The sequence below is a fragment of the Chryseobacterium oleae genome (assembly GCF_900115055.1).
GTDB lineage: Bacteria > Bacteroidota > Bacteroidia > Flavobacteriales > Weeksellaceae > Chryseobacterium > Chryseobacterium oleae.
On record NZ_FOVD01000004.1, the window covers coordinates 233,716 to 255,973 of the forward strand.

16 protein-coding genes are annotated in these 22,258 nt (G+C 37.8%); 7 read left to right on the forward strand and 9 right to left on the reverse strand.

Annotation, left to right across the window (positions count from 1 at the left end; genetic code table 11):
• Positions 1-7: 7 nt before the first annotated feature.
• Positions 8-445, reverse strand: coding sequence for a hypothetical protein (locus tag BM143_RS14800; RefSeq protein WP_090025188.1), 438 nt, complete (start codon positions 443-445; stop codon positions 8-10).
• 218 nt (positions 446-663) lie between these two features.
• Here BM143_RS14800 and BM143_RS14805 point away from each other — a divergent pair, with 218 nt between their 5' ends.
• Both BM143_RS14805 and BM143_RS14810 read left to right on the forward strand, forming a co-directional pair.
• The gene (locus BM143_RS14805; protein WP_090025189.1) at positions 664-1,725 is read left to right on the forward strand and encodes a helix-turn-helix domain-containing protein; all 1,062 of its coding nucleotides are present in this window, start codon (positions 664-666) and stop codon (positions 1,723-1,725) included.
• Between the two features lie 80 nt (positions 1,726-1,805).
• A complete protein-coding gene (locus BM143_RS14810; protein ID WP_228430844.1) occupies positions 1,806-4,169 on the forward strand; it encodes a TonB-dependent receptor domain-containing protein in 2,364 nt (787 codons plus the stop codon).
• A gap of 42 nt (positions 4,170-4,211) precedes the next feature.
• On the opposite strand, the gene BM143_RS24035 is transcribed toward BM143_RS14810, so the two are convergent.
• Together BM143_RS24035 and BM143_RS14815 are read right to left on the reverse strand one after the other, a co-directional pair.
• The gene (locus BM143_RS24035) at positions 4,212-4,373 is read right to left on the reverse strand and encodes a hypothetical protein (protein ID WP_167375296.1); all 162 of its coding nucleotides are present in this window, start codon (positions 4,371-4,373) and stop codon (positions 4,212-4,214) included.
• Positions 4,374-4,605: 232 nt separating this feature from the next.
• Positions 4,606-5,103 (reverse strand): hypothetical protein, encoded by a 498-nt coding sequence (locus BM143_RS14815; protein ID WP_090025191.1) that lies wholly within the window; start codon positions 5,101-5,103, stop codon positions 4,606-4,608.
• A 288-nt stretch (positions 5,104-5,391) separates the two neighbouring features.
• Here BM143_RS14815 and BM143_RS14820 point away from each other — a divergent pair, with 288 nt between their 5' ends.
• From BM143_RS14820 to BM143_RS14830, 3 genes are all read left to right on the forward strand, one after another.
• Positions 5,392-6,306 (forward strand): dimethylarginine dimethylaminohydrolase family protein, encoded by a 915-nt coding sequence (locus tag BM143_RS14820; protein WP_034725951.1) that lies wholly within the window; start codon positions 5,392-5,394, stop codon positions 6,304-6,306.
• Between the two features lie 86 nt (positions 6,307-6,392).
• Positions 6,393-7,316 (forward strand): citrulline utilization hydrolase CtlX, encoded by a 924-nt coding sequence (ctlX, locus tag BM143_RS14825; protein ID WP_090025193.1) that lies wholly within the window; start codon positions 6,393-6,395, stop codon positions 7,314-7,316.
• 137 nt (positions 7,317-7,453) lie between these two features.
• On the forward strand, positions 7,454-9,208 hold the full coding sequence (locus BM143_RS14830) for a discoidin domain-containing protein (protein WP_090025409.1): 1,755 nt from the start codon (positions 7,454-7,456) through the stop codon (positions 9,206-9,208).
• A gap of 81 nt (positions 9,209-9,289) precedes the next feature.
• On the opposite strand, the gene BM143_RS14835 is transcribed toward BM143_RS14830, so the two are convergent.
• Positions 9,290-10,102 (reverse strand): alpha/beta hydrolase, encoded by an 813-nt coding sequence (locus BM143_RS14835; RefSeq protein ID WP_228430846.1) that lies wholly within the window; start codon positions 10,100-10,102, stop codon positions 9,290-9,292.
• Between the two features lie 229 nt (positions 10,103-10,331).
• On the opposite strand from BM143_RS14835, the gene BM143_RS14840 reads away from it, so the two are divergent.
• Complete coding sequence (locus tag BM143_RS14840; protein WP_090025195.1) at positions 10,332-12,665, forward strand: TonB-dependent receptor; 2,334 nt, start codon at positions 10,332-10,334, stop codon at positions 12,663-12,665.
• 88 nt (positions 12,666-12,753) lie between these two features.
• Here BM143_RS14840 and BM143_RS14845 read toward each other — a convergent pair whose 3' ends face one another.
• Together BM143_RS14845 and BM143_RS14850 are read right to left on the reverse strand one after the other, a co-directional pair.
• Positions 12,754-15,009 (reverse strand): outer membrane beta-barrel family protein, encoded by a 2,256-nt coding sequence (locus tag BM143_RS14845; RefSeq protein WP_090025196.1) that lies wholly within the window; start codon positions 15,007-15,009, stop codon positions 12,754-12,756.
• A gap of 43 nt (positions 15,010-15,052) precedes the next feature.
• Complete coding sequence (locus BM143_RS14850; RefSeq protein ID WP_090025198.1) at positions 15,053-17,284, reverse strand: outer membrane beta-barrel family protein; 2,232 nt, start codon at positions 17,282-17,284, stop codon at positions 15,053-15,055.
• Positions 17,285-17,610: 326 nt separating this feature from the next.
• Here BM143_RS14850 and BM143_RS14855 point away from each other — a divergent pair, with 326 nt between their 5' ends.
• Positions 17,611-19,389: a carboxypeptidase-like regulatory domain-containing protein gene (locus tag BM143_RS14855; RefSeq protein ID WP_139222053.1), complete on the forward strand. Its 1,779-nt coding sequence runs from the start codon at positions 17,611-17,613 to the stop codon at positions 19,387-19,389.
• Positions 19,390-19,452: 63 nt separating this feature from the next.
• Here the strand turns inward: BM143_RS14855 and BM143_RS14860 are convergent, their stop codons facing one another.
• From BM143_RS14860 to recJ, 3 genes are all read right to left on the reverse strand, one after another.
• Entirely contained in the window at positions 19,453-19,791 is a 339-nt protein-coding gene (locus BM143_RS14860) for a DUF3817 domain-containing protein (protein WP_034725924.1), read from the reverse strand.
• Positions 19,792-19,874: 83 nt separating this feature from the next.
• The gene (gene nadD, locus BM143_RS14865) at positions 19,875-20,459 is read right to left on the reverse strand and encodes a nicotinate (nicotinamide) nucleotide adenylyltransferase (RefSeq protein WP_090025201.1); all 585 of its coding nucleotides are present in this window, start codon (positions 20,457-20,459) and stop codon (positions 19,875-19,877) included.
• Positions 20,460-20,507: 48 nt separating this feature from the next.
• A complete protein-coding gene (recJ, locus tag BM143_RS14870) occupies positions 20,508-22,220 on the reverse strand; it encodes a single-stranded-DNA-specific exonuclease RecJ (protein WP_034725919.1) in 1,713 nt (570 codons plus the stop codon).
• Positions 22,221-22,258 lie beyond the last annotated feature (38 nt).

The window sequence follows — 22,258 nt, forward strand, 5'->3', positions numbered from 1 at the left end:
TTTGAAATTAAATTTCCTGATTGATAAATACTAAAGTTCTTACCCCATAAATCATAATCATTGAAGCTTTGCCAGTTTCTACAAAATAGAATAACCTTTTACCTGTAGATAACTCAACTTCCCCTAATGTATGCAGGTCCGTTTTGCTATTAAACTCTCCATACCATTTGTTTTTAGCATTGATCAAACTTCCGGATTCTATATTCCCCTTATTGTTTGTGATTAGTTTTCTTGTTGTTAAAATACTGTAATTGTCGGAATCAATGATAACAGAGCAAATAATCAGCTCTTCTTCTGCAAAATCAATTGGGAAGTTTTGAAATAATAATTTAGGACTGGAATCTGAATCATAAAACTGTGTCCACCTGAAATCATAAGGTTTCATTGTTTTACGTTTTATTGAAGCTATGCAGATATTGTAAAGAGATTGATCAGATTTTTTCATTGATTTAAGAATAGTCTAAATTACAAAAATTTAAAGGTGAATCTTTTATAAGATTAAATGAATTCGGACACAATAATTTTATTAAATTTACTTCCATAAGTTGATAACTGTCAATAGGTTTTGGCTAAAGCCGTTTGAATGATATTTAATAATTAAACGGACTAAAGTCCGTTCCTATTGAAATGACCATCTTTACACCCAAATAAAAAACAAATACAATGACTTTCGGACAGCAGATGTTATTTTTCTTTAGTGCGGTAGGAGCCTTTAATGGGTTGCTGCTCGGGATCTATCTTCTGTTCGTCAAAAAGTTTAAATATCTTCCGGATTTCTTCTTAGGCTTAATTCTACTGACTTTAAGTAGCAGAGTAGGTATTTCAGTTGGGATGTACTTTTATCCGGATTTGCCGAGAATTATTCCACATTTTGGAATGGCGGCATTGTTTTTTACTGGCCCGGCTTTATATTATTATGTCAGATCATCATTTTTACGGGAAGAATTTGATTTAAAACAGTGCAGAACTTCTTTCGGTATTCTGACGTTGATCCTTGGAGCCGTTGGATTAGTATATTTATTCTTTCCGGTGACCTGGGACAGATATTTCGGAACCTTTATTTATACCGCTTGGTCGGTATTTGTACTATTATCGGTGTACCAGTATTATATTTTTTCAAAACGGACGATTCAAAATTCCAATAAGTTTCTCCTTCCCGTGATGATCAGCAATGTGATTATTTTCCTGGCTTATCAATTAATTTCTACGGGATGGGTTCAGATTTACTGTGCAGGGGGGAGTCTTGTTTTCTCATTTGTGCTGTATGCTAATTTTTTAATTATATTCAGTAAAAAGAATGATCAGGAGTCTGTAAAGGAAGCTCCGAAATATACCAATAAAAAAATTTCAGAAGAACTGGCAGACAGCTTTGTTTCAAAACTTGAACGACTGATGAATTCTGAAGAATTGTACAAAAACCCAAATCTGAAATTAAGTGACCTGGCTGCTAAAATGAGTATGTCTGCCCATCAGCTTTCCCAATTGCTGAATGATAATCTCGGTAAAAGCTTTTCAACCTACATCAATGAATACAGGATCAGCGAGGCCTGTGAAAAAATAGAAAACGGTTCTTTCCTGAAAATTGAAGAGATCGGTTATGAGGTTGGGTTTAATTCCAAGTCTACCTTCTTTTCTACCTTTAAAAAAATAAAAAATACAACACCTCTTCTGTACAAACAGTCTCAAATCCCTTCTGAGGCTAGGTTACAGAGTTCAGAATTATAATTTCGTACTGCGGAATTTAAACTTCAAAACCTTATTTTTCCTTCATCCCGCTACTTTTGGTTTCATAAAATTTAAAATTTATGAAAATCAGATTATGGCTTTTCCTGCCGCTCTTATTTATTTTCTGTTTTGGAAATGGTCAGGAAATAATCAAAGGAAAAGTTTTGGATTCAGAGACAAAGGCTCCGGTTTTTAAAGCTGAAATTTCTTTGCTCAATACATCAGACCTACGAATTATTCAAAAAGTTCTCACAGATTCCTTAGGCGTTTTTCAGTTGAACAACAGAGCTGATAACTCTTATATTGTCATTCAAAAAGATGGCTACGAAATGAAAGAATTGGATAAGGCGGGAGATTTTTCTTTGATTGAATTGAAACCGACAGTCGGAAATATTTCTGAAGTGGTGATCCGTTCAGCAGCCAGAAATATCAAGCTCAGTGATGGAAATATCGTCATGAGTGTTTCCGGAAATAGAGACTTTAAAACATCCGCCAATCTTCTTGAGGTTTTAAGAAGAACCCCCGGTGTTTCCATAGACCAGGAAGGGGGCGTTTTTATTGGAGGAAGAATTACGCCTGCGATATTTATTGATGGGAAACCCGTAACGATGAGCAGTCAGGAATTACAGTCCTATCTTCGTTCGTTACCACCGGAAATGGTAGAATCTCTTGAAGTGAACGCCAATCCCTCTTCAAAATATGACGCGGAATTTAAAGGCATTATCGATATCAGACTGAAAAGAAACGGAAATCTCGGCTGGAAAGGAAATTACAATGGAAATACCTATGCAAATAAGTTCAGCTACAGAGAAAACGCTTTAAATCTCTCTTATAATACAGAGAAAACAGCGTACAGTCTACAGGCCAATTATAATAACGGGATTTCCACTTATCGTTATAACGCATTGCAGAAACTTGCCAATACCAATGTCATGCGAACCAATACGTATCAGGAAGATGAAGGAACGGTGTACGGTATTCAGACCGGAGCAGATTTCAGGATGAATGATAAAAACAGGCTGGGTATCAACTTAAGAGGAAATTTCAGAAAAAGTGATCGGTTCCGTTTAGGATCACTTTATACAACCAACAGAGATGAATCACAGCTGATCTTTAATACCCAAAGCGAAAACCCGACAGAGTATTCCCAGGAAAATTACGGGATCACCGCTGATTATACATTTCATAACAAAGGCTTTAAGCTGAGCTTTTTAGGAAATTATCTTTCCGTTACAAATAAACAAAATGATGATTTTATAAATAGAGATCAGCCGACTGCTCAACTTTTATCCTACTGGAAATCTGATCTATTGAATAAGATTGACATTCAGACCGTGCAGATTGATGCTTCTCAAAAGATTGGTAATGCAGATCTTGAAGCGGGAATGAAATACAGCCGCTCAGATACAGATAATAATATCCGATACGATACACTGTCTGTCAACAACCGTTTTGTCTTTGATCCGGAACGTAGCAATATGTTTTCATATAAAGAGAAAATTTGGGCCGGTTATGTATCTTACAGACAGAAATTCGGAAAACTTCAGGTGAATGTAGGGCTGCGGTTTGAGAATACACAAAGTATTTCAGATGCTGTTACCAGAGATTCCATCGTGTCAAGAAATTATCTTGAATGGCTGCCTTCTTTCAGTACGTCTTATGCATTTAATAAATCTAATGAATTGTCTTTATCGTATAGCAGGAAAATGACAAGGCCTGTGTTTTCACAGCTCAATCCGTTCCGGGTTTACTTCAGCCCGCTCAATTATTGGATCGGGAATCCTTATCTGCAGCCTTCTTTCACCAGCCAGATTAAACTTACGTACCGTTATAAGAATTGGGTGACCAGTTTCACAGCAGGAAAAGAAAAAGATGTGATGACCCGTTATCCACTTTACAATCCGAAAACCAATGTTCTGGAATATCTGGGTACGAATCTTCCATACCGGAAATTTGCATCCATAGAAACCAGTTTTCCTGTAAAACTGACGAAATGGTGGAACATCACCACCCAGATCGCCGGATATTATAATGATGAATTCAGGCCGTATCTCGATGAGGTTTTTGCCTTAAAAGTCTATAATTATGAACTTCGCGTTAACCAGGTTTTTTCTTTGCCGAAAGGATATACCGTTAATCTTTTTGCGAATTATGAATCCAAAACCGGAAACAGCCTCTACATCATAAAGCCAAGATATACGGTGGATCTGTCTTTGCAGAAATCATGGTTTAACAATACCCTGAATACAAAGATCAGCTACAACAATATTTTTGATTCGTACGACCAGAGTCTGGAGTTCAGGCACAAACAGATCATGGACAACCGTCTTACGCATTGGTGGGACAGCAGCCGTTTGATTCTGTCTGTGGGCTACAGTTTTGGAAGCTCAAAATACCAGACTAAAGAAATCCAGAAAACAGAAGAAGAAAACAGGGCCAGATAGAAAAAGAAAACCTGCTTGTGATAAGCAGGTTTATTTTTTTGATTAAGGACAAACGCAGTTTCCACAAGTCCAGATTCTGCAGCTTCCGTCGTCATTCCATTCGCAGCAGTATTTCGGTCTGTTGATTCCGCCTCCTACGATTGATTTTTGTTGCTCTCTTCCTAATTTTTGTGCGTTTTTCAGCACTGGATTTTTTTTGTTCATGATTTTGATTTTTTGGTGTTAATAATTAAAGTTTTAAAATGATAATTCCATTGAAATTATATCACTAATATAGGAATTTATTTTATAGAATTTATACTTTTTTGTTTCTTATGTAGATGAAAAATAGTCGGTTGTAGATGAATTGGCTGTATGATTTCTTATTGGGAATCATAAAAAATAAACCCTGCTTGCAAAAACAGAGTTTATTATTTTGTTATACTGAGCGACTCGCTTAAAGGTTTTGGAGAGTGATTTGATAAAGAACATGCGTACCTGAATGAATGGCTTTTAGACGTATCCTGGCTTGTGGTATTGGTACATTTATTTCATTTCCACTATTGGCACCTATTATCTGTGCATCATTGAAAGTATACACTCTTGAAATAGGATATCCATCCTGATAGGCAGTCCATATCACCTTTAAATGAAACAGTTCAAAGGTCTGAGCTGTATTCGGACTGGGAGTTGGGGCGGTAAGATAAGTGACAGTTGTTCCATTAACAACATATTTGCTCTCAAGAACAGGGGTTGTCTGCGTAGAACTGTTGGGAGGAGAAATAATGTGTTTATGACGATCATAGTCCGCTTCTACTTTTATTACTTCAGGCGGAGGAGTGGTAAAGCCTGCCTGTGCAACGTATTTAACGCTAAAAGAATTCTGTGCAAATAAACTGGTTACGGATACCACTGTTAATAAAACAGCTAATAAAAAGGTAAGATTTTTCTTCATAATAATAAGATTTAAAATTAATACTGCTAATGTAGTGGTCACCCAAAAGTAAAACCAGTTATATTAAGTAAGCGCGTACACTTTAGCGATAAGCGCGCGCAGCCAAATTATAAGTGAGTATTACATGGTGGTATTTTCTGTATTTCTTGTATTATGCGGATAAAATAACTGTAAATAAAACCTTCCTTAGAGTAACCGGAATATTGGATAAAATTATAAGGATAAAGCAATTCAAAAGTTTTCCAGATACAGACCTTTACCTATATTTGTAGTATTGCATAAATCTTTATGAGACTAAACATTAAAAACGAAACGGGCAGGCTGAAATCAGTTGTTCTAGGTCAGCCTAATTCAATGGGAGGTGTTCCCACATTAGAAGAGAGCTATGACGCGAAGTCATATTACTCTATCGAACACAATATGTATCCGAAAGAAGAGGATATCATCAATGAAATGAATGCTTTCGAAGCAGTACTAAAAAAATATGATGTAGAGGTACTTCGCCCGAGCATTATCAAAGATTACAACCAGGTTTTTTCAAGAGACGTAGCTTTCGTGATTGATGATAAAATGATCATCTCAAACGTGATAGCAGACAGAGCTGACGAGCAGGAAGCCTACAAAAAAGTGTTTGAAAAAGTGGCCTGGAGAAAGATCATCAATCTTCCGGAAACAGCACACATCGAAGGTGGAGACGTTATTGTATGGGACGATTTCCTTTTTATAGGAACATGTTTCAGTGAAGATTACAGAAACTATAAAACAGCGAGAACCAACGAATACGCTATTGAAATTTTAAAAGAATATTTTCCAAAGAAAAGAATCATCGATCTTGAATTAAAGAAAAATGATAAAATTCCGTTCGAAGGAATTCTGCACCTGGACTGTACTTTCAATCCGGTGGGAAAAGATAAATGTCTTATTTATAAAAACGGATTTGTAGATGAAAGTGATTACCGCCTGATCATCGATATTTTCGGGGAAGAAAACTGTTTCCATCTCAATGACGAGGAAATGTTTGAAATGTTCCCGAATATTTTCTCCATTTCTCCTGATGTTGTGGTATCTGACAAAACATTCACCAGAATGAACAACCACCTGAGAAACGAGTGGGGAATGACCGTAGAAGAAATTCCTTACAGAGAAATCTCTAAAATGGGAGGATTGTTGAGATGTTCTACAATGCCATTGGTGAGAGAGTAGATTGATGTGAAAATTAGATGATTTGCTGATTCGTTAATTGCCAAATCTTTTAATCTTTCAATCTTTTAATTTTTAAATCTAAAATAATGCAAACAACAGATACAGTATTAATGATAGAGCCGATTGCATTCGGCTACAACGCTGAAACAGCGGAAAATAATTATTTTCAGGTAGAACAGAAAGGTTCTGATATTCAATCTAAGGCTTTAGAGGAATTCAACAGCTTTGTTGGAAAGCTGAGAAGCAAAGGAGTGAATGTGATCACTATAAAAGATACATTAGATCCTCACACACCGGATTCTATTTTTCCGAACAACTGGGTAAGTTTCCATAAAGACGGAAAAGTCGTTCTATACCCGATGTTCGCATCCAACAGAAGAGTGGAAAGAAGAGAAGATATTCTTGAAACGATAAAAGATCAGGGATTTGAACTGACAGAAATTGATGACTGGTCTTTCCCGGAAACTCAGGGACATTTCCTTGAAGGAACAGGAAGTATGATTTTCGACCATGACAAAAAAATCGCTTACGGTTCGGTTTCCTTAAGACTTGATGAAAAATTATTCAGAGAATTCTGTGAGAAATACGGCTTTACACCGATTGTTTTTCATTCTTATCAGACCGTAGGAACGGAAAGGCTACCTATTTATCACACCAATGTTATGATGTGTGTGGCAGACAGGTTTGTTGTGATCTGTTTAGACTGTATTGATGATGAACTGGAAAGAGAGAAAGTGATTGAAACCATCAAAAACTCTGGAAAAGAAATCATTGAAATTTCAGAAGAGCAAATGCAGCAATTTGCGGGAAATATGCTTCAGGTTCAGAATAAAGACGGACAGAAGTTTCTGGTGATGAGTCAGACTGCTTATCAGTCTCTAACTTCTGAGCAGGTAGCCGCTATTGAAAAATACTGTGAGATCATTTACTCAGACTTGAATACCATCGAAGTGAATGGAGGAGGAAGCGCAAGATGTATGCTTGCTGAGGTTTTCCTTCCGAAAAAATAATTGAACAAGACTCTATTAAAATAGATTTCCGGCCCTGTCCCAGGGCCGGAATTTTTTTTGACCGGTTTCATTTATTCAAATTGAGACAAAAGACAAAAAAGTTACCTAAATTTGTTCATTAAGCAAAAATTATGAAGATGCAGCAGTATTTTTTAGCATTCGCTGTTCTGTTCGGGATGTTTGTGGGCGCCCAGCAGAAAACGTTCTGTAACCCGATTAACATCGATTATGGCTATACGCCTTTCGAAGTTTTTTCAAAACAGGGGAAACACCGCGCAACAGCCGATCCTGTGATCGTTAATTTTAAAAATAAATTATTCCTGTTCTCCACCAATCAGGAAGGATACTGGTACAGCGATGATATGCTGGACTGGAAATTTGTCAAAAGAAAATTTCTGAGAGATAATAAATACACCCATGATCTGAATGCTCCGGCAGTCTGGGCGATGAAAGATACGCTCTATGTATACGGATCTACCTGGGAGCAGGACTTTCCGATCTGGAAAAGTACCAATCCTACCAAAGACGACTGGAAAATTGCTGTTGATACTTTAAAAGTTGGAGCCTGGGACCCGGCTTTCCATTATGATGAAGATAAAAATAAATTATACCTGTATTGGGGATCCAGCAACGAATGGCCATTACTGGGAACTGAAGTGAAGGTGAAAACCCTGCAGTCCGAAGGTTTTACAAAACCCATTATCAGGCTGAAACCGGAAGATCACGGTTGGGAAAGGTTCGGGGAATATAATGATAATGTTTTCCTTCAGCCCTTTGTGGAAGGAGCCTGGATGACGAAACATAATGGGAAATATTATATGCAGTACGGTGCCCCCGCTACTGAATTCAGTGGATATTCCGATGGAGTGTATGTCAGCAAAAATCCACTGGAAGGTTTCGAGTACCAGCAGCACAATCCTTTTTCCTACAAACCCGGTGGTTTTGCGAGAGGAGCGGGACATGGAGCTACTTTTGAGGATAACTACAAAAACTGGTGGCACATCTCAACTATTTTTATTTCTACTAAAAATAATTTTGAAAGAAGACTGGGGATCTGGCCTGCCGGATTTGATAAGGATGATGTGATGTACACCAATACGGCATACGGAGATTATCCAACCTTTCTTCCTCAATTTGCTCAGGGAAAAGATTTCTCAAAAGGGCTTTTTGCAGGATGGATGCTCTTAAATTACAATAAACCCGTTCAGGTTTCCTCTACGTTAGGCGGATATCAGCCGAACTTAGCGGTAGATGAAGATATTAAAACCTATTGGAGTGCGAAAACAGGAAATTCTGGAGAATGGTTTCAGACCGATCTTGGTGAGGTTTCCACCATCAATGCCATTCAAATCAATTATGCCGACCAGGATGCTGAATTTATGGGGAAAACACTGGGCAAAATGCATCAGTACAAAATCTACGGATCGAATGATGGTAAAAAATGGAATGTGATTGTTGATAAAAGCAAAAATACCAAAGATGTTCCCCACGATTATGTAGAACTGGAAAAACCGGCACAGGCCAGATTCCTGAAAATGGAAAACCTGAAAATGCCTACCGGAAAATTTGCATTAAGCGGATTCAGGGTATTTGGAAAAGGTGCAGGAGAAAAGCCAAAGAAGGTGGAAGGATTTGTTCCTCTGAGATCAGAACCTAAAAAATTCGGTGAAAGAAGAAGCATCTGGATGAAGTGGCAGCAGAACCAGGATGCAGACGGATATGTGATCTATTGGGGTAAATCTCCGGATAAATTATACGGAAGCATCATGGTATATGGAAAGAACGAATATTTCTTCACCGGAGCCGACAGAGCTGACTCTTACTATTTCCAGATCGAAGCTTTCAATGCCAATGGAGTTTCGGAGAGAACGGACGTTGCAAAGTCTGAATAAGATATAGATAAAAACGCTTTGAGAATTTCAAAGCGTTTTATTTTTTTCCATGTTCATTCACAAAAACCGCAATTTTATCAATTAAAAACTGATCATAAGGTGCTTTATCCCAATCCAGATGCCCGCCGTTAAATTCATAGCTTTCATGCTGTACTTTATTTTGGGTGAAAACAGAATCCAGTCTTCTTTTTTGAGATAGAGGAATAATCTGATCCGTGTTTCCATAATAGGAGAGTGTAGGAGCGGAAGCAGAATCCACCCAGCTGATGGGGCTTGCAAAAGAGGTTGAAGACATTCCGGAAACGCTTTAGGATTCACCAGATAATTTTTAACGAATGAATAATCTGTATATTTTTCAAATCCGGGATCTGACAGATCGGAAGGTCCCACAATATTCACCACAGCTTTTACTCTTTTTTTAGCATCAAAATGATAAGCATAGAGCATTGATAAATGAGCACCGGCACTGTTGCCCAATAGAATGAACTTAGGATGATACTTCAGTTTTTTCTCAACATATTGGATTGCATTTTCAATATCATCCGTTTGGTTGGGAATCCCGGAACTTGTCGCGGTGGCCAGTCTGTAATTGAGATTCACGAAAATATAATCCGGAAATTTTTTCATCATCGACAGCGTAAAGAAAGTCAGTTGGGATTTATCACCACCACGCCAGCTTCCGCCATGAATGATCATAAAAACATCTTTCTTTTTTGAAGATTCCTGATGAGGTAGATAAAAGTCCAAAATCTGTTCGGAATCGTTTCCATAATGAACGTTTTCTTCTTTCTGGAAACTGATGTCTTTTCCCAGCTTCACGGTCTTTTCTTTACAGCTGGAAATAAGGACTACAACGGCCAGACATTTCACCATATTGATCATATAATTTTTCATCTACGGAATAAAGGTTAAAGATTAGACTTTTCTAAATTTAAGATAAGAAATATAAACGATAATTTTCATACAGTGTGTGAGTTATATTTGAATAGTATTTCAGTAATAAAAATTAAAATTTTAGAGTTATCTTAATTTCTGTTTCATATGATTTTAATCAATAAAGGGAATTATTATTTTTACTTAGTATAAATAAAACTATAGATTTGCATCTGAAAAAATTTACTGAATGAAATGTATAGCTACTGCAGTCTTCCTTTTCGGAGGTTTAGGATGGGCCCTTGCCCAGAACTCAGGGAATATATCCGGGGTTCTGAAACAGCACAACGGAGAAGTGCTCCGTGAAGCAACCGTGGAACTGGTGGAAATCAACAAGCACACGCTTACCGACCAGGACGGGAAATTCAGCTTTGAACATCTTACCGACGGTGATTATCACATTAAAATCCAGGTGATTGGTTCAGCGGAAAAAACCATTGAAGTGAAGGTGGTACAAAATGAGCCTGCTGTGGTCAATTATCAGCTTGAAAAAGAAAATATCTCCGCCATACAGGAAATTACATTGTCTACCGTTACCAATAAGTTTTCTAAAAAGGAAAGCCCGTATGTATCGAAGCTTCCATTAAAAAATATGGAGACCCCACAGGTTTACATCAGTGTTCCTAAAGAACTCATCCAGGAGCAGATTGCCGTGAATCTGGGAAGTATTTCCAAAAACATTCCCGGGGCAGGTATTCCAATGCTGGCCAATCAGGGACGTGTGACGTTTCTTTCCCGCGGATTTACTACAGAGCCTATGGTGAGAAACGGAATTTCAGGTTTTGCGTATACAACCATCGATCCGGCCAATCTTGAAAAAATTGAGGCTATCAAAGGGCCTTCTGCCACATTATTCGGTTCTAATCTTTCTACATACGGAGGGTTATTTAACAGGGTGACAAAGAAACCATTCAACGGTTTTGGAGGGGAAGTATCTTTCACAGCCGGAAGCTGGAATTATAACCGGTTTACAGCGGACGTAAACACAGCTGTGAATAAGGATAAAACAGTTCTTTTCAGATTAAACGGAGCGGCTACTTTTCAAAAGAGTTTCCAGGATCTGGGTTTCAGCAACGCGATTTCTATTGCTCCCTCTATTTCGTATCAGATCAATGACAGACTTTCTCTTTTATTCGATATTGAATACGGTCATGAAAAAGCGACTTCTGTGGTAAGATTCAATCCTTTCCTTGGAAGTAATAAAGTGCAGTCCATCGAAGATATGGGATTCCCGTACAACAGACTCTTCGGAAGCAATGGCATTCCGTATGAAACAGAAATGATGAATATTTTTGCTCAGATGAATTATAAAATCTCTGACAGCTGGACTTCACAGACACTTGTATCCCGTGCGAAATCTACCATCGACGGCTATATCACCGCTATTAATGGAACTTCAGATACGATGGCAAGATTACAGGTGATGAAAGGAAATACCAATTTCATCGCCACCAATATCCAGCAGAACTTTATCGGAGATTTCCAGATTTTAGGGCACCGAAACAGAATGATCGTTGGTTTGGATTATTATAACAATGCCAACAGTTTTGACAGAGTAACGGTGAACGGGGCTCCTTTCGATTTTACAGGAACTGCGCCTTATGCTGTCAATCAGGATGCCATCAATAACCTTGCTGCATCAGGAACCCCGAGAATTGAAAAGAACGGAGATAACAGCTATGCCGTTTATGTATCTGATGTTTTCAATATTACAGACCGTTTTCTGGCGATGGTAAGTTTAAGAGCAGACCGTTATCAGAATATGGGCGTCACCAATATTGCTCAGAATATCACGACCGGAGATTATTGGCAGACGAACTTTTCTCCCAAATTCGGATTGGTGTATGAAGTGGTGAAGGATAAAGTGTCGGTTTTCGGAAATTATATGAATGGATTTACGAACAAGGGCGGATCTGATATCTCCGGAAATACGTTTAAACCTGAACAGGCTAATCAGAAAGAATTTGGAGTGAAAGGAGATTTGTTCGGGCACAGACTTGTCGGAACGATCAGTTATTATGATATTGATGTTAAAAATATGGTGCGTCAGGATCCTGTGAATCCTTTGTTTTCTGTTCAGGACGGAGGTCAGAGAAGCAAGGGTTTCGAAGTGGAATTCACGGCCAATCCTGTAAAAGGGTTTAATATCATTGCAGGATATGCTTACAATGACAGCAAAATGACGAAAGCTGATGCAAAGATAGACGGGCTGCGTCCTGCACTTTCAGGGCCTTCCAATTTATATAATCTTTGGATGAGCTATCAGATGACGAGCGGACAACTGAAAGGTTTGGGAATCGGTTTCGGAGGAAATAAAGGAAATCATTCTTTCCAGACCAATACAACGACTGCAAAAGTGATTATTCCTGCATACACCACTTTGGATGCTACTTTATTTTATGATCACAAAAACTTCAGAGCAGGCATTAAAGTGAATAATTTAACGCATGAAAAGACCTGGTCCGTAAGATTAACCCCACAAAATCCAACACAGGTTCTGGGAAGCATTGCTTATAAATTTTAACAATATATTTGATGAATCATCAATAAAAACCCGCCGGAAATACCGGCGGGTTACCACAAAAATAGTTAATATGAAGAAAGATAGTCTCTTATCTTGTTCTGCTTTTAATGGCATCTGATGCCCCTTCGATGTCTCTTACTTTTTTCACTTTCTGATTTCCGAAGTTGTACACAATACTGAATGTCATTCCACGTCTGAACTGATCATTTTTCACATAATTGTAGTTGCCTGATGACTGATAATCTTCAATTTCCACAACATTGGTTCTCAAAACGTCTGTTACGTTAAGTGAAAACGTCCAGTCGTTCCAGTTTTTCTTGATGCTTAAATCTAAGCTCATCAGGTTTTTCAACATTCCCAGTTCGATCTGTTGTTTGTCTACGTAGAAGTAGTTGACTCCCAGAAACCAGGTTTTCTTTTTATCCAGACGGATGGTGTTGTTCGATTGAATCACCATACTCGTAGATTTGGTTTTATTGATGTAGGTGTCAAAAACCTGTCCTGTCGTTGGATCCGTATTCAATGTTCCGTTATTGATATTATGCTGAACACCGATATTAAAGTTCGTTGTCAGATACTGCTTGAAAAACGTTTTCTGCATTCCGATCATGGCAGACATTTCCTGCTTGTCACCGAAGTTGGTTCTGATATAAGCCAATTGTCTGTATTTGACACCATCTCTTACGATCTCTCTCTGCAAAGGTACCTGAGTGATAATATCCTTGAAATACGAGTGGTTTAAGATTAAAAAGTATGAACTTTTAAACATATATGTTAACTCCTGATTATACGTAGAAGAGGATTTTACAAATGGGTTGTTCTGAGTATAATTATCCTGGGTTAGGATATTTTTTACCGGATTTAATTCCCAGAAGCTCGGTCTGCGCATTCTGCTTGAAAAGGCATATGAAATATTATTCTTATCGTTAATGGTATAATTGAAACTCAAATAAGGAAGAAGATTATTGTAATTTCTTTCTATTTCCTGGTAAGGAGCTTCCGTATTCTGTGGATTGTCAGAAGTTCCTAAACTCTTCGTGATTTCATATCTTGCACCTACTTTTCCTGAAAGCTTATCGGAAAATTTCTTTTCAAGGGTTAAATACACCCCATAAATACTTTCATCATAGATAAAGTGATTGAAATCGGGTTTGGTATCGATAAGATCTCCCTTTCCATTGTAGAAATAGCTATAATTTTTGGTGTCATTATCTGTTTTCGTTTTATTAAAGTTTCCGCCCAGAGAAACGGTAAAATCATTTTTAAACTTCTGAATATAATCTACTGTCCCTGAAAAGTTATTGATGACCTGAGGAATGTCCTGTGTAATTTTTTGACGTAATAATGAAAAGTCATTTAAAGTTCCCGGAGCTAAAGTCCTGTTATCAGAAAACTGAAATCTTCTGTAGTTCAGGTAAGCTGCATTCACATTCAATTTACTGCCCAGAGAGTCTGTTTTTAATTCATAGTTTAAATTCAGGGAATTGTTGTAATAATGGGCATCTTCTCTATTTTGAGACTTATTTTGTTCACTTGATTTAAAAGTTCCGTCAGTGTTGTAATTCCTTAATGTATTCAGTAGATCTACCGTTGAATCATTACTTTTATTATACCATGAATTCCACGTAAGCGCTAAATTACTGTTATCCGTTAGCTGGTAATCGAAGTTCAAATATCCTCCAAGATTTTTATTCGGATCATTGATATCACCAACGGATTCATTGGAGATTAATTTAGTTCCGTTTTTTAAAACATACGATTGAGCCTGAATATTTTCTCCTGTAAAAATGTTTCCGCTGATTCCCAGTTTATCCTTTCTGTAATTCAGAGAAAGTGAAGCGCTGGAACCATTGAATTTATTCTGCATATTACTCATTCTCATGTTTCCGTTCAGACCGTCGCTCAGTTTTTTCTTCATCACAATATTGATGATCCCATCTGAAGATTCTACCTGATACTCACTGCCCGGAACGGTAATCACTTCAATTTTCTGAATGTTTTCTGCCGGTGTGCTTTTCAGAAGCTGTACCAGAGATTCTGCATCCATATTGGTTTTTCTTCCGTTGATATAGATAAGAGCGTTGTTTTTTCCTGCAATCTTAAGCGTTTTATCGTCTGTTGAAGAAAGTAGGGGAGTTTGCTTCAACAAGTCGAAAGTGGTATTTCCTTTAGCCACCGGTGAAGCGGCAACATCATACACAAAACGGTCACTTTGTTTTTTAAAAACCTGCTTCGTCAATGTGATTCCTTCTATAGATTTTGCTTTTACAGTATCGGATTTCTTTTCCTGAGCAAAAGCTATGCTTCCTGATATAGCTGCTACCAGTATAATGATCTTTTTCATGATTATTCTAATTTGTGGTTGTTTTTATTTTGTAGGCGACTGATTAAGTCCTTGATTTGATAGCGTCGTTGGCCGATTTTATTTCTCTTGCCTTTTTCAGTTTCTGGTTTCCGAAATTGTAGGTCACTCCGATGTTAAGAAGTCTTGAATATTCGAAGTTGACAACGTTATTATAACTTCCGTTAGGCTGTACTCCCTGAATGCTATTGTAATTTTGATTAAAGAGATCATATACTTCTGCTACAAAGGTCCAGTTGCCCATGATTTTCTTTAAGCTCACATCAAAGCTCTGTCTTACGCCCAATGTTCCACTTTCAATTTTCACTTTACTGCCGTAATAGTAATTCACTCCCAGGAACCAGTCTTTATTCGAAGAAAGACGGATGTTGTTGTTGATATTCCCTGAAACATTGAAGTTTTTGAAATTGATTACGTATGGTTCTACAACTTCTGTCTGGCCTTCAACAGGCACTGAGGTTGGATCCGCTGTTACTGCCCCTTTATAAATATTGTATCCTAAATTCACAGAATAATTGGTTGTCCAGATTTCTTTAAACCATGATTTGTTCATCCCTAAGGTCAGTCCAAACTGTTTGTTGTCGCCATAGTTGGTTCGGATATATCTTAGAAACTTTTTGGTAACCATTACCGGATTTCCGTTTTCATCATTTTCCGGTCCTGTTACACTTCCCTGAAGCGGTATTTGGTTCGATGCGTCTTTTACATAATTGAAACTTACATTGGCGAAAAATGCATTTTTGTACATATAACTGATTTCCTGGTTGTAAAACTTAGAAGCCAGTACGAACGGATTGTTCTGTGTATAATTATTAGGCGTGAAATAAGTTCTTGACGGATTCAGTTCCCAAAATCTAGGTCTTCTGATTCTGCTGGAGAAACTGTACGTAAGATTATGATCAGAACTGATAGCGTAGTTCAAGTTAAGATAAGGCAGCAGATTGTTGTAATTTCTGTCAAAACTTGTCTTTCCAAGAATTTCACCGCTGCTTCTTGTGATCTCATAACGGCTTCCTATTTTCCCTGAAAATTTATCGCTTAGTTTTCTTTCATACGTAATGTAAGCACCCAGGATTCTTTCTTTATAAATGAAGTGGTTGGTCTGATTGGCATCATTGATGATCGCATTGTTAATGATCTTGTCCTGTTTCGTATCATTATCTGTATTCGTGTGGTTGTAGCTTACTCCCATCAACCATGTGCTTCCTTTAGCCGTTTTTTTCAGATAGTCGATATTCGCGGCATAGTTATTAATGATCTGGGGAACTGACTGTTGCAATGCGCTGTATTTATTGTCAGGATCAGTATTTAGAGGAAAACTTTCGTTGGTACTCATTTTATCCCTGTTGAACCATAAATAAGAAACGTTAGAGGTAAGTTTGCTTCCGATAGAATCTGTTTTTATTTCGTAATTTAAATTGAAAGAGTGATTTCTTGTCTGCGCGTTTTCATTGTTTACCGTCCTGTTGATAAGCGCTCCGTTTTCCCAGTTTGTTATATCAAGAATCGAGTTAAAACTTTTATTATATCGCATGTTGTAGGTAAATCCTAAACTGTGATTTTTATTAAGTTCATAATCAATATTCACACTTCCACCCACGTTTTTATTAGGATCAGAATTGAATCCGAAAGACTCATTTCTGAAAGTGGAATCTCCGTTAGATAAAGTATATCTTTCTCTGTCTGTCCAGCTTCCCGTATTGAAGTTTGAATTCACAGACCATTTGTTTTTTCTGAAATTGAATGAAGCTCCTGCAGAAGGGTTGTTGTAGTAAGCCTGCTCGTTATTCATTTTCAGAGTTCCGTTGTAGCCGTCGTTTTTCTTCTTTTTCATCACAATATTGATGACCCCTTCATTGGATTCTACCTGGAATTCGCTTCCCGGCGTTGTGATTACTTCAATTTTCTGGATATCTTCAGATGGAGTTCCTTTCAGCATTTCGATCAATGCTTCAGCATCCATATTGGATTTTTTGTTGTTGATGTAAATGACCACATCAGATTTCCCCATGATCTTCAGAGATTTTCCGTCGATGCTGGAAATCATTGGAGTTTGCTTCAAAAGGTTGAATGTATTCGTTCCCTTTGCAATCGGGGAAGAAGCTACATCATATATGAAACGGTCACTTTGTTTTTTGAAAACCTGTTTTTTGATATTGACTGCTTCAATATTTTTTACTTTCAGAGTGTCTTTTGCTTGTTGGGCAGCTGCGAGTCCGCTGAAAAATAAGGCGGCAATTAGAATCTGAGTTTTCATAATTATATTGTTTTAGTTGTTTAATAGCTTGTATGGATGATTATTTAACATTACAAAGATATATAATAAAAATAGTATCATGCAATACAAAGTACTTAAAATGTTTTTAAATTAAATTTAACTAATTGATTATCAGTTTATAAAATTTTAAATTAAAAATTCAACTTCTTTTGACTTTCTACATAATTAGACAATTCAATAGGAAAATTTGTTACATCGGACATTGAAAATTATTCAGATTTAAAATAATGCGTTGAAAAAATTGAATAAAATATAGATGTATTCATTTTATGATTAATTTAGTATAAACTAAAAATTAATAGCATATGATAAAAATTTATCCTCTATTGTTGTTATTGTTGTTAATATTTTCATGTAAAAATGAAACATATATAGACATTGATGACAGCAGCCCAATCCCTGAATCCAATTTTAATTTTGGAAGCACAATACAAAGAAATTTTCAGGGCGTAGTACTTGATACCGGCGGAAATCCCGTAAGCGGAGCAACAGTAACCATCGGATCGAGCACGGTTCAAACCAATTTTAAAGGTTTTTTTACGTTTAAAAATGCCAATGTGAAGGAAAACTTTGCCCTTGTGAAAGTAACAAAATCCGGATTTGTTGATGGTTCAAGAGTAATGGTTCCAACAGGTGGAATGAACCGTGTGAATATTATGATGATCCCTGCAACTACCACTGCAAGTATCAACTCAGGGGCAACTTCTACGGTTTCTTTACCCAATGGAACAAAAGTGAAATTCGACGGAAGTTTCAAAGACGCCAGCGGAAATGCGTACAGCGGAAGTGTGAATGTTGCATTGTATAATTTAGCATCGTCCAATCAGTATCTGACTGAATTAATGCCCGGTTCTCTTCTGGCAACCAACTCCGGCGGAGGTGCGAGAATCATGGAAACCTTCGGAATGGTACATGTTCAGCTTACAGGAAGCTCAGGACAAAAATTACAGATTGCAACAGGACATACCGCTGAAATGACGGTTCCTATCGATGCATCACAGACTTCAACTTCTCCGAATACAATTCCGCTATGGTCATATGATGAGAATACAGGAATGTGGAATGAAGAAGGTTCTGCAACGAAGGTGGGGAATACCTATGTAGGAAACGTAAGTCATTTCTCCTGGTGGAATTGCGATGCACAGTTTCCGCAGGCCATCCTGAAAGTAACGGTAAAAAATCCGGCAGGTTTACCAATGGTGAATACAAAGGTGAGTTTAAAAAGAAGCAGCCAGGCCTATGAAACCTATGGCATGACAGATAATCTGGGTATGGTTACAGGAATTATTCCGGCCAACGAAACGCTTGTTCTTAAAGTATATGATGTTTGTAATACGGTGATTTATACATCCAATGTAGCCCCTGTCGCAGTGGGAACTACCATGACCCTGCCTGATATTACAGTGACGTCTACAGGAAATCAGTATACCATACAGGGGAATCTGAAAACCTGTGCCAATACTGATGTTACGGATGGTTATGTGCTGTTAAGACCTGCTGTGGGTACCAATTATTTCCAGTACACCTCAGTTCCGGTAAGCAATACAGGTAGCTTTTCATTCAATGTGTATTCTTGTACGGCGAATCCGCAATTTATTTTGGAAGCTTACGATTATGCCAACCTGCAGACTTCAGGAGAAATTCCTTTTACAGCTAATTTACCGGTGATGAATTTTACCAATCTTTCGGTTTGTAATTCAGTGAATGAGTTTATCAGCTATAAAATTGACAATCAGAATGTGAGATATGTTTTGGGAAGTATGTACGCACAATGGTCCGGCCTTACTTCAACCAGCCCGAATATGCCGGCAAAACAATTAAGAATTAATTCCACATCACCTGCCGGGAATTCTTTCTTTATGAATCAAAATAATATGCTTGGAGTTCCGGGAAGTTTTACGACAGATTATACTTTTGAGTTTTCCGGAGGATATTTCACCTCTACTAATGGAAACGTAGTGGTTCAGGTGACTAGCTTCGGAGCAGTAGGAGGGTATATTGATTTTACAGTAAACGGAACCTATACAGATACGAACGGAAACCATACGTTCACAGCCAACGGACATGTACTCAGAGATCTCTAATCATTTATACATCATAACTTAAATAAAAAAGGACCATCTCGGTCCTTTTTTTATGTCGTATTGTTATTCTCTGTCGAAGCGGGCTAATTTTTTGTCTATCCAGATCGTAGCAAAAGGAAAAAACGCTGAAATTAAAGCAAAGACACTGTCTTCATCATCCCAGGTAAATGTTTTTCTTATCGCAGGTAAAAAGATCAGGTACAATGTAAAAAATAATCCGTGAATGCTGCCAATAGTACTGATATAGACAATCGGGAAAATACCTTCCGGATCTACACGTATCCAGATCATTGCGGTGAACAGGAAAAACCATGAAACAGCTTCAGCCAGACAGATTTGTCTAAACCATCTGATCACTTTATCCTGAGGATATTTTAAGAAAAAATTTTCGATAAACTCCATGTCTTGATATATAAATTGAAAAATAGCAGGCCGCATCGGAATCTAACTTCTAATTTCTAACCTCTAATTTCTAATTAACAAAATTACTTATAAAAACTGCTTCCGTCCAAATATTCAAAAACTTCCGGTGGAAGCATAGGACGCACATTTTTCCCTTCTTTGATCATATTTCTGATCTCCGTAGCAGAAAGTTCAATAACGGGTGCTTTGATCATGGAAATGTTCTCATGCTGCAAATACTCCGAATCTTTCTTTTCCCCTTCAAAAACTCTTGGATACACAATGATATGATGATTTTTGATCAGAAGTTCAGAATTTTTCCATTTATGAAGGCTGCTCAGATTATCTTCACCCATGATCAGGCTGAAAGAATGATCAGGATACTTTTCATGAAGATAAGTCAGCGTGTCAATCGTATAACTCGGTTTGGGAAGTGAAAACTCTACATTGGAAGCTCTCATTTTAGGATAGCTTTTTACCGCGAGCTGTACCATATCCAGCCGGTTATGATCTTTCAGTAATGATTTTTTATCTTTAAAAGGGTTCTGTGGGCTTACTACAAACCATAATTCATCCATGTCAGTATGTTCCAGGATGTAATTGGCCAGAATTAAATGTCCGATGTGGATCGGATTGAAAGAACCGAAAAATAAGCCGATTTTTTTCATGAGTTGTCAGGTAGCAGATGGTAGGTAAAAGGTTGCAGGTAGCAGCTCCTAATCCCTGAATTTAACATCTTTAATATTCAAATAATGCGTTACATTTCCTTTCCAGTGGTTTTCTTCTAACGTGAAAGCAAGGTCGAAGTTTTTGTTTTTAAAATCTTCAGCATGCTGTCCCAGTTTGAAGCCTACACACTCTATATTTCTTCCTGTAGATTCCTGCTTGATATAAAACTTCAGGTGATTGTTGTCTTTTCCCATTGTTTTCACATAGCCGGAAAGCTTCTGGTTGGTAAGCGTAAGGATCGGTTTCATATTGTGAGGTCCGAAAGGTGCCAGTTTTCTGTGGAAATTGATAAACTCACGGTTGATCTCATCCACTTTGATTTCAGAATCAATGGTAACGGAAGGTTCCTGCTGATGTTCCTGGATTTTTTCCGAAACAATTTGTTCAAATTTAATCTTGAAAGCTTCAAACTTATCCTTTTCCATGGAAAGCCCTGCAGCAGCATGATGTCCACCGAATTTCAGGAAATATTCAGAACACATATCAAGCGCTTCATGAACATCGAAATCAGAAACAGATCTGGCAGAAGCCACCATTTCTCCGTTGTTCCCGTCTGTGAATACCAAAGTCGGTTTATAATACGTTTCGATAAGCCTTGAGGCCACGATACCGATTACGCCTTTGTTCCAGTCCGGATGGTAAACAATGGTGGAATGCTTGCTCTGTTGCTGGGATTCAATGATCTGGTTCAATGCCGAAAGCGTAGAATTCATATCGAGCTCACGTCTCTCGTCATTCAGATTCATAATGTCGCCCACAATCTGATTCGCATGTTTCAGGTTGTCGGAAACCATAAGTTCCACGGCTGCTTTTCCGTGGGAAATTCTTCCTGCTGCATTGATCTTCGGAGCAATCTCAAAAACAATATTTGAAATTTCGAAGTGCGACAGTTTGTCTTCCGGAATTAATAATCTTAACCCAAGGTTTCTTGTTTTTCTCAGAACTTTAAGTCCCATTTTCGCAAGTACCCTGTTTTCACCGGTCATCGAAACAATATCCGCAGCGATGGAAATAGCAAGAAGATCGGTAAGCTCAAATAATTCAGCCTCCGGAATTTTATAAATGGTATTCAGTCCCTGGCACAGCTTGAAGCCGACACCACATCCTGAAAGTTCTTTAAAAGGATATCTGCAGTCATTTCTCTTAGGATCCAGAACAGCCGCAGCATCAGGGATCTCGTCACCCGGAAGGTGATGGTCGCAGATGATAAAATCAATGTCTTTTTCTTTGGCGTAATTGATCATGTCGATAGCTTTGATACCGCAGTCTAAAGCAATGATCAGTGAAAAGCCGTTTTCTTTGGCAAAATCAATACCTTCGGTAGAAATTCCGTATCCTTCGGAATTTCTGTCGGGGATGTAATAATCTAAGTATTTTTTCTCAACAATTTTGCTGAGGTAAAGATACATGACGGCAACAGCAGTCGTTCCGTCTACATCGTAATCTCCGTAAACAAGTATTTTTTCTCCGTTTTCAATGGCTGTGGCAATGCGCTCTACAGCTTTTTGCATATCTGCCATTAAGAACGGACTGTGTATATCGGTAAGGTTGGGTTTGAAGAATTCTCTGGCCTTTTGATAATTGTCAATTCCCCTTAAAACGAGGAGTTTAGATTCAAAAGTACCAAAACCAAGTGACGAACTTAATCTGTCCACAACTTCCTCATCGGGTTCCGGCTTGTAAATCCATTTCTGACTCATTTCACAAAAATAAGGAAAAAAAACAGCATTTTGAAATG

Bases quoted from the DNA above. Each gene is read 5' to 3' on its own strand.
- BM143_RS14800 (WP_090025188.1), bottom strand. From the start codon at position 445: ATGAAAAAATCTGATCAATCTCTTTACAATATCTGCATAGCTTCAATA.
- BM143_RS14805 (WP_090025189.1), top strand. From the start codon at position 664: ATGACTTTCGGACAGCAGATGTTATTTTTCTTTAGTGCGGTAGGAGCC.
- BM143_RS14810 (WP_228430844.1), top strand. From the start codon at position 1,806: ATGAAAATCAGATTATGGCTTTTCCTGCCGCTCTTATTTATTTTCTGT.
- BM143_RS24035 (WP_167375296.1), bottom strand. From the start codon at position 4,373: ATGAACAAAAAAAATCCAGTGCTGAAAAACGCACAAAAATTAGGAAGA.
- BM143_RS14815 (WP_090025191.1), bottom strand. From the start codon at position 5,103: ATGAAGAAAAATCTTACCTTTTTATTAGCTGTTTTATTAACAGTGGTA.
- BM143_RS14820 (WP_034725951.1), top strand. From the start codon at position 5,392: ATGAGACTAAACATTAAAAACGAAACGGGCAGGCTGAAATCAGTTGTT.
- ctlX (WP_090025193.1), top strand. From the start codon at position 6,393: ATGCAAACAACAGATACAGTATTAATGATAGAGCCGATTGCATTCGGC.
- BM143_RS14830 (WP_090025409.1), top strand. From the start codon at position 7,454: ATGCAGCAGTATTTTTTAGCATTCGCTGTTCTGTTCGGGATGTTTGTG.
- BM143_RS14835 (WP_228430846.1), bottom strand. From the start codon at position 10,102: ATGAAAAATTATATGATCAATATGGTGAAATGTCTGGCCGTTGTAGTC.
- BM143_RS14840 (WP_090025195.1), top strand. From the start codon at position 10,332: ATGAAATGTATAGCTACTGCAGTCTTCCTTTTCGGAGGTTTAGGATGG.
- BM143_RS14845 (WP_090025196.1), bottom strand. From the start codon at position 15,009: ATGAAAAAGATCATTATACTGGTAGCAGCTATATCAGGAAGCATAGCT.
- BM143_RS14850 (WP_090025198.1), bottom strand. From the start codon at position 17,284: ATGAAAACTCAGATTCTAATTGCCGCCTTATTTTTCAGCGGACTCGCA.
- BM143_RS14855 (WP_139222053.1), top strand. From the start codon at position 17,611: ATGATAAAAATTTATCCTCTATTGTTGTTATTGTTGTTAATATTTTCA.
- BM143_RS14860 (WP_034725924.1), bottom strand. From the start codon at position 19,791: ATGGAGTTTATCGAAAATTTTTTCTTAAAATATCCTCAGGATAAAGTG.
- nadD (WP_090025201.1), bottom strand. From the start codon at position 20,459: ATGAAAAAAATCGGCTTATTTTTCGGTTCTTTCAATCCGATCCACATC.
- recJ (WP_034725919.1), bottom strand. From the start codon at position 22,220: ATGAGTCAGAAATGGATTTACAAGCCGGAACCCGATGAGGAAGTTGTG.